Raw genomic sequence first — 6,480 nt, 5'->3', positions numbered from 1 at the left:
TCATGAAACCGACGTGGCGCAATAAGCTCTCCCACGGGCTTGGTGTCCCAGAGGGCGTACGTGCTGCCACGCCGGGTAAGAACACGGTACAACCTATCTTTTTACATCAACTACAAACATACAAGGGAACTGGTTAGCCTTCACTGACAGACATTGCGCCTTCGGGCGTGCTTTTTTATTCATCACCACCGCAAATAAAAAACGCCGATATTTCTACCGGCGTTGAGTGCATTCAGTGGCAGAAAACAGCCTCAGGAACCTGAGGCCTCATCCTGATCGATCGCAAAGCATGCCACCATCTGCTCACCGTACTTTTTCAACTGCGGCTGCAACTGCGTGCAGGTGCCAAACGCACGGCGGCAGCGGGCATTGAACGCACAGCCTGGCGGTGGGTTCATCGGGCTTGGCAGTTCGCCAGTCAGCTTGATGCGCTCACGGCGCATATCCGGGTTCAGGCGCGGGGTAGCAGAAAGCAGCGCCTGCGTATACGGATGTCGTGGGTTGTTGAAGATGGCATCTTTACTGCCCTTTTCTACACAGCGGCCGAGGTACATCACCATCACTTCATCGGCGATATGCTCAACAACCGACAGATCGTGGGAAATAAACACATAAGACAGCCCCAGATCCTGTTGCAAATCCATCATCAGGTTCAGCACCTGCGCGCGCACCGAAACGTCGAGCGCCGACACCGGCTCATCGGCGATCACCACGTCCGGGTTGAGCATCAGCCCACGCGCAATGGCGATACGCTGGCGCTGCCCACCGGAAAACATGTGCGGATAGCGATCGTAATGTTCGGTTTTCAGGCCGACTTTCGCCATCATCGCCAACACCTTTTCACGCCGTTCAACAACGGAGAGAGACGTGTTGATCAACAGTGGCTCCTCAAGGATCTGCCCGACCTTCTTGCGCGGGTTAAGCGATCCGTAAGGATTCTGGAACACGATCTGGATCTTCTGGCGGCGCAGTTTCTCTGCCGTCACGTCTGGCTTCAGCAGATCCTGCCCCTGATAATAGAGTTCACCGCCGGTCGGGATTTCGATCATCGTCAGCAGGCGGCCCAGCGTGGATTTACCGCAGCCGGACTCCCCCACCACCGCCAGCGTTTTACCACGTTCCAGCGTGAAGGAAACGCCGTCCAGCGCTTTCACCAGCCGTTCCGGGGCAAACATCCCCTTCTTGACCGGGTAGTGCTTTTTCAGGTCAATGGCCTGCAATAAAGGGTGATTCTGGCTCATACGGTCGGCCTCCCCGCATCATCCAGCGGTGTGTGACATTTAACCTGACGGCCAGGAATAGTGCTCAATTCTGGCTCCTCACTACGGCAACGCTCGGTGGCATACGGGCAGCGCGGGTTGAGCAAACAGCCTTCCGGACGATCGTATTTCCCCGGCACCACGCCCGGCAGCGAGGCCAGGCGCGCCTTGTCGGCAGCGAATTCCGGCAGCGCACGCAACAGCGCCTGCGTATAGGGGTGGCGCGGCGCACGGAAGATTTCCGCTGCCTTGCCCGATTCCACCACCTGCCCGGCATACATCACAATGATGTGATGCGCCGCTTCCGCCACCAGAGCCAGATCGTGGGTGATCAGCAGCAGCGCCATATTTTCACGCTGTTGCAATTCCAGCAGCAGTTCGATGATCTGTGCCTGAATAGTCACATCAAGCGCAGTGGTCGGTTCATCGGCGATCAGCAGCTTGGGCCGACAGGCGATCGCCATAGCGATCATCACGCGCTGGCTCATACCACCGGAAAGCTGATGCGGATACACATCCAGCCGCGAGGCCGGATCGGGGATGCCCACCAGCGTCAGGAGATCGATAGCGCGTGTACGACGGGTGCGGCGGTTGCCGCCCTGATGCACCTTCAGCGCCTCCATGATCTGGTAACCCACGGTGTAGCATGGGTTCAGGCTGGTCATCGGATCCTGGAAAATCATCGCCACTTCAGAGCCCACCAACTGGCGGCGCTCTTTTTCGGAAATCTTACGCAGGTCCTGGCCGTTGAACTCCAGTTTGTCGGCCATCACCTTGCCGGGATAATCAATCAGCCCCATGATCGCCAGCGAACTGACGGATTTACCAGAGCCGGATTCACCGACGATGCCAACCACTTGACCTTGTTCCACGCTGTAGCTGATTCGATCTACCGCGCGGAACGGCGCACCTTCGTCACCGAAGTGAACCGAAAGCTTGTCTACATTCAATAACGCCATTCTCTCGTCCTCTGTTACTGCTTGAGTTTGGGGTCGAGAGCATCACGCAAGCCGTCCCCCATCAGGTTAAATGCCAGAACCGTCAGCAGAATTGCCACACCAGGGAAGGTCACAACCCACCAGGCACTTTGCGCGAACTGCAGTACATCGGAGAGCATGGTGCCCCACTCTGGCGTTGGCGGTTGTGCGCCCATGCCGAGAAAGCCGAGGGCAGCCATATCCAGAATGGCATTCGAGAAACCCAGAGACGCCTGCACGATCAGCGGTGCCAGGCAGTTTGGCAGAATATTGACGAACATCTGGCGCAGCGCACCAGCGCCCGCCACGCGGGAAGCGGTGACGTAATCGCGGTTGACCTCAACCAGCACCGCCGCACGGGTTAAACGCACGTAGTGCGGCAAGGCCACAAACGTCAGCGCCAACGAGGCGTTAACGATCGACGGGCCAAACACCGCCACCAGCACCAGAGCTAACAGCAGGCTTGGCAGCGCCAGCATGATATCGACAATACGCATGATGATCGCATCCACCACGCCGCCGAAATAGCCTGCCAGCAGACCAAACACCACGCCCATGATCAGCGACAGCACCACCACCAGGCAGCCCACCAGCAGCGACAAACGCGCACCGTACATCAGGCGCGACAGCACATCGCGCCCCACATCGTCGGTGCCCAACAGATACTGCCAGCTACCGCCTTCCTGCCACACCGGTGGCTTGAGCAAGGCATCGCGGAATTGTTCAGCCGGGGCGTGTGGTGCCAGGAACCCGGCCCCCACGGCCACGATCAGCATAATGATGATATAAACCAGGCCAATCACGGCCCCTTTGTTGCGCTTGAAATAGTGCCAGAACTCCTGGAACGGGGTCATTGGCTTCGGCGCACCTTTTACTACCGACTCGGTAACTTGAGACATCAGAGCGCCCCTTATTTCTTGTGGCGAATACGCGGGTTGACCACACCGTAGAGCACGTCTACCAGCAGGTTAACCAGAATAATCATACAGGCGACCAGCAATACGCCGCCCTGAACAACCGGATAGTCGCGGCGTTGCAGCGCGTCCATCAGCCAACGGCCCAGCCCCGGCCAGGAGAAGATGGTTTCGGTGAGGATCGCGCCGGCCAGCATGGTGCCAACCTGCAAACCGATCACCGTGACCACCGGCAACAAGGCGTTACGCAGCGCATGCACCACGATCACCCGCATGCGGCTCACCCCTTTGGCGCGCGCGGTACGGATGTAGTCTTCACCCAGCACTTCCAGCATCGAGGAACGGGTCATACGCACGATCACCGCCAGCGGAATGGTGCCCAGCACGATCGCAGGCAGGATCATATGCATCACCGCATCTTTGAAATCGCCTGGTTCACCCCAGAATAGGGTATCGATCAGCATAAAGCCGGTTAGCGGCAGGCTGTCGTCCAGGAACACCGTGTCACTGACCCGCCCCGACACCGGCGTCAGGTTGAGCTGCACCGATACCAACATGATCAGCATCATGCCCCACCAGAAAATCGGCATCGAGTAGCCCGTCAGGGAGATACCCACGGCGGTGTGATCGAAGACAGAGCCCCGTTTAACCGCCGCCAGAACGCCCACCGGGATACCGACGATCACTGCGAAAAGCATCGCGCAAAGACCCAGTTCCAGCGTGGCTTTAAAGCGCGGGACGAATTCTGTCCAAACGGAAATACGGCTCTTTAGTGACGTACCCAGATCGCCATGCAGCACGTTGGATACGTAATGGAAATATTGTTGAAACAGCGGCTTGTCCAGCCCCATTTCTGCCATGAGCTGTGCATGGCGCTCTGCGGAGATCCCGCGTTCCCCGGCCATGATGGTCACCGGGTCACCGGGGATCATATGGACGAATGCAAAAGTCAGCAACGTTATGCCGATAAACGTTGGGATAACTAGCCCCAAACGTCGGAGTATGAACTGCAACATATCCCGAACTCTCTGTATCAATGCCCGGCAGCTCATCGTCCACCAAGCTTATTAAAACTCACATGCTTCACAACATTCCTTTTAGGGACAGGAATGCAGGGGCGCAAACCGTTGCGCCCCTGCCTATTCACCGTACCTAATTCTGGCTTTTAACCCGGCAAGCAGGCCAGAGAGCAAGACGTGCAGTGCACAACCATCGACGCATACTATTTAAGATAGGCGAGATTGTGAGCACCGCACGGCCATCTGACCGTGCAGCGGATTAAAATTTAATCCAGAGAAACGTTTTCAAAGTGATGCTTACCAAGCGGATCCACCACATAGCCCTTCACTTCTTTACGCACTGGCTCATAAACGGTTGAGTGAGCGATGATCAGCGCCGGAGCCTGATCGTGCATCACTACCTGAGCCTGCTTGTAGAGTTCTGCGCGTTTGTCGTGGTTCGCTTCAGCACGCGCCGGTTGAATCAGATCTTCAAACGGCTTGTAGCACCAGCGGGAGTAGTTCGAGCCATCTTTGGCGGCAGCACAGCTGAACAGGGTAGCGAAGAAGTTGTCCGGATCCCCATTGTCCCCGGTCCAGCCCATCATCACCGCCTGATGCTCGCCGTCTTTAGCGCGCTTGAGGTATTCGCCCCACTCGTAGGTAACGATATTGGCTTTCACACCAATCTTCGCCCAGTCAGACTGAATCATCTCGGCCATACGACGTGCGTTCGGGTTGTATGGGCGCTGTACCGGCATCGCCCACAGATCGATGGTGAACCCCTCCGGCAAGCCAGCTTCTTTCAGCAGTTCTTTGGCCTTGGCAGGATCGTAAGCGTAATCCTGCACCACATCGTTGTAGCCCCACATGGTAGGTGGGATCAGGTTCTTGGCAGACTGACCTGCGCCCTGATAAACCGCTTCGATGATCGCCTGCTTATTCACTGCCATGGTCAGTGCCTGACGCACCTTCACATTATCCAGCGGCTTTTTCTCGACGTTGAACGACAGATAACCGACGTTCAGGCCAGGCTGCTCCATCAGATTGATGGCTTTGTCCTGCTTCATACGGGCAATGTCAGCCGGGTTCGGGTACGGCATGACCTGGCACTCGTTTTTCTGCAGTTTGGCGTAACGCACGGAGGCATCCGGCGTGATCGAGAAGACTAAACGATCGATCTGCGGCTTGGTGCCCCAGAAACCGTCAAAGGCCTTGTAGAGAATTTTGGAATCTTTCTGGTATTGCAGCAGTTGGAACGGACCGGTACCCACCGGGTTCAAGTCCACTTTCTCTGGCGTGCCGGCTTTCAGCATATTGTCGGCATACTCAGCCGACAGGATAGAGGCGAAATCCATCCCCAGATCGGCCAGGAATGGCGCTTCTGGGCGGGTCAGCACAAAGCGTACGGTATGGTCGTCCACTTTTTCAATCTTGGCAATCAAGTCGCCCATGCCCATACCCTGGAAGTACTCATAGGTGCCGCCAGAGACTTTGTGATAAGCGTGGTTAGGATCAAGCTGACGTTGGAAAGAGAAAATAACGTCGTCGGCATTAAAATCACGGGTCGGTTTAAAATCTTTGGTGCTTTGCCACTTCACGCCTTTACGCAGGTGGAAGGTATAGGTTTTGCCGTCTTCGCTGACTTCCCACTTCTCGGCCAGGCCGGGTTCCAGTTCGGTGGTACCCAGTTTGAACTCAACCAAGCGGTTATAGATTGGCACAGAGCTGGCATCGTAAGTGGTACCCGAGGTGAACAACTGCGGGTTAAAGCCTTCAGGAGAGCCTTCAGAACAGTAAACCAGGGTTTTTGCCTGCACGCTGGCCGCAATGGTCAGCGCGATCAGCCCAATACCGAATTTCACAATCCCCGATTTCGCCAAGGAACTTGTCATCGCTAGTGCTCCAATAATGTGATGTGGTGTGTGTGTACGCCCTCATTTCCAGGCCATAACGAGGTGAGCTACGGCTTGAAACCTATCGGGTAAATACTGCCAGACCCTATATTTTTTGTTACGCGGTCTGTGCAGTGGGTGCCCGCAGGCAAGAGGAATAATAGCGCAAGAGTGCCGGATGGAACGTATCACAGCGGGCGTTTGAGCACGTGGAATTCACTCATGCAACCCTCGCTCTTATCCCTGAGGTTACCAAATTGCCAACTGTTTGGGGTGCCGTCAATATAACCAGTGGTGATTTACCTAGAGTGTGAGAAACAGCAAACAAACATAAAAAAAACCTCCCGATAACATTTGCAGAATTAAAATTTGTGCTATGGGCCTTATTTCAGACCAATAAGCCATCCAATAGAATTTATCCAGCGTTAAGCTCCAAC

At 55.8% G+C, this 6,480-nt stretch carries 5 protein-coding genes; all 5 read right to left on the bottom strand.

Features of this window, described 5'->3' with window-relative positions; all coding sequences use genetic code 11:
- Positions 1-251 precede the first annotated feature (251 nt).
- Positions 252-1,241, bottom strand: coding sequence for a dipeptide ABC transporter ATP-binding subunit DppF (gene dppF / locus BMI79_RS22100; RefSeq protein WP_076944303.1), 990 nt, complete (start codon positions 1,239-1,241; stop codon positions 252-254).
- Positions 1,238-2,218 (bottom strand): dipeptide ABC transporter ATP-binding protein, encoded by a 981-nt coding sequence (dppD, locus tag BMI79_RS22095; protein ID WP_076944302.1) that lies wholly within the window; start codon positions 2,216-2,218, stop codon positions 1,238-1,240. Before dppD ends, dppF begins: the two co-directional genes overlap by 4 nt.
- A gap of 14 nt (positions 2,219-2,232) precedes the next feature.
- Complete coding sequence (dppC, locus tag BMI79_RS22090) at positions 2,233-3,135, bottom strand: dipeptide ABC transporter permease DppC (protein WP_076944301.1); 903 nt, start codon at positions 3,133-3,135, stop codon at positions 2,233-2,235.
- Between the two features lie 11 nt (positions 3,136-3,146).
- The gene (gene dppB, locus BMI79_RS22085) at positions 3,147-4,166 is read right to left on the bottom strand and encodes a dipeptide ABC transporter permease DppB (protein ID WP_076944300.1); all 1,020 of its coding nucleotides are present in this window, start codon (positions 4,164-4,166) and stop codon (positions 3,147-3,149) included.
- 269 nt (positions 4,167-4,435) lie between these two features.
- Positions 4,436-6,043 (bottom strand): dipeptide ABC transporter periplasmic-binding protein DppA, encoded by a 1,608-nt coding sequence (dppA, locus tag BMI79_RS22080; protein ID WP_076944299.1) that lies wholly within the window; start codon positions 6,041-6,043, stop codon positions 4,436-4,438.
- Positions 6,044-6,480: the final 437 nt, after the last annotated feature.

Origin of the sequence: Serratia oryzae (assembly GCF_001976145.1) — a bacterium.
Taxonomy (GTDB): Bacteria; Pseudomonadota; Gammaproteobacteria; order Enterobacterales; family Enterobacteriaceae; genus Chania; species Chania oryzae.
The sequence above is the reverse complement of the archived record's forward strand: the minus strand, read 5'-3'. Positions and strand labels throughout refer to the sequence as shown.

Bases quoted from the DNA above. Each gene is read 5' to 3' on its own strand.
- dppF (WP_076944303.1), bottom strand. From the start codon at position 1,241: ATGAGCCAGAATCACCCTTTATTGCAGGCCATTGACCTGAAAAAGCAC.
- dppD (WP_076944302.1), bottom strand. From the start codon at position 2,218: ATGGCGTTATTGAATGTAGACAAGCTTTCGGTTCACTTCGGTGACGAA.
- dppC (WP_076944301.1), bottom strand. From the start codon at position 3,135: ATGTCTCAAGTTACCGAGTCGGTAGTAAAAGGTGCGCCGAAGCCAATG.
- dppB (WP_076944300.1), bottom strand. From the start codon at position 4,166: ATGTTGCAGTTCATACTCCGACGTTTGGGGCTAGTTATCCCAACGTTT.
- dppA (WP_076944299.1), bottom strand. From the start codon at position 6,043: ATGACAAGTTCCTTGGCGAAATCGGGGATTGTGAAATTCGGTATTGGG.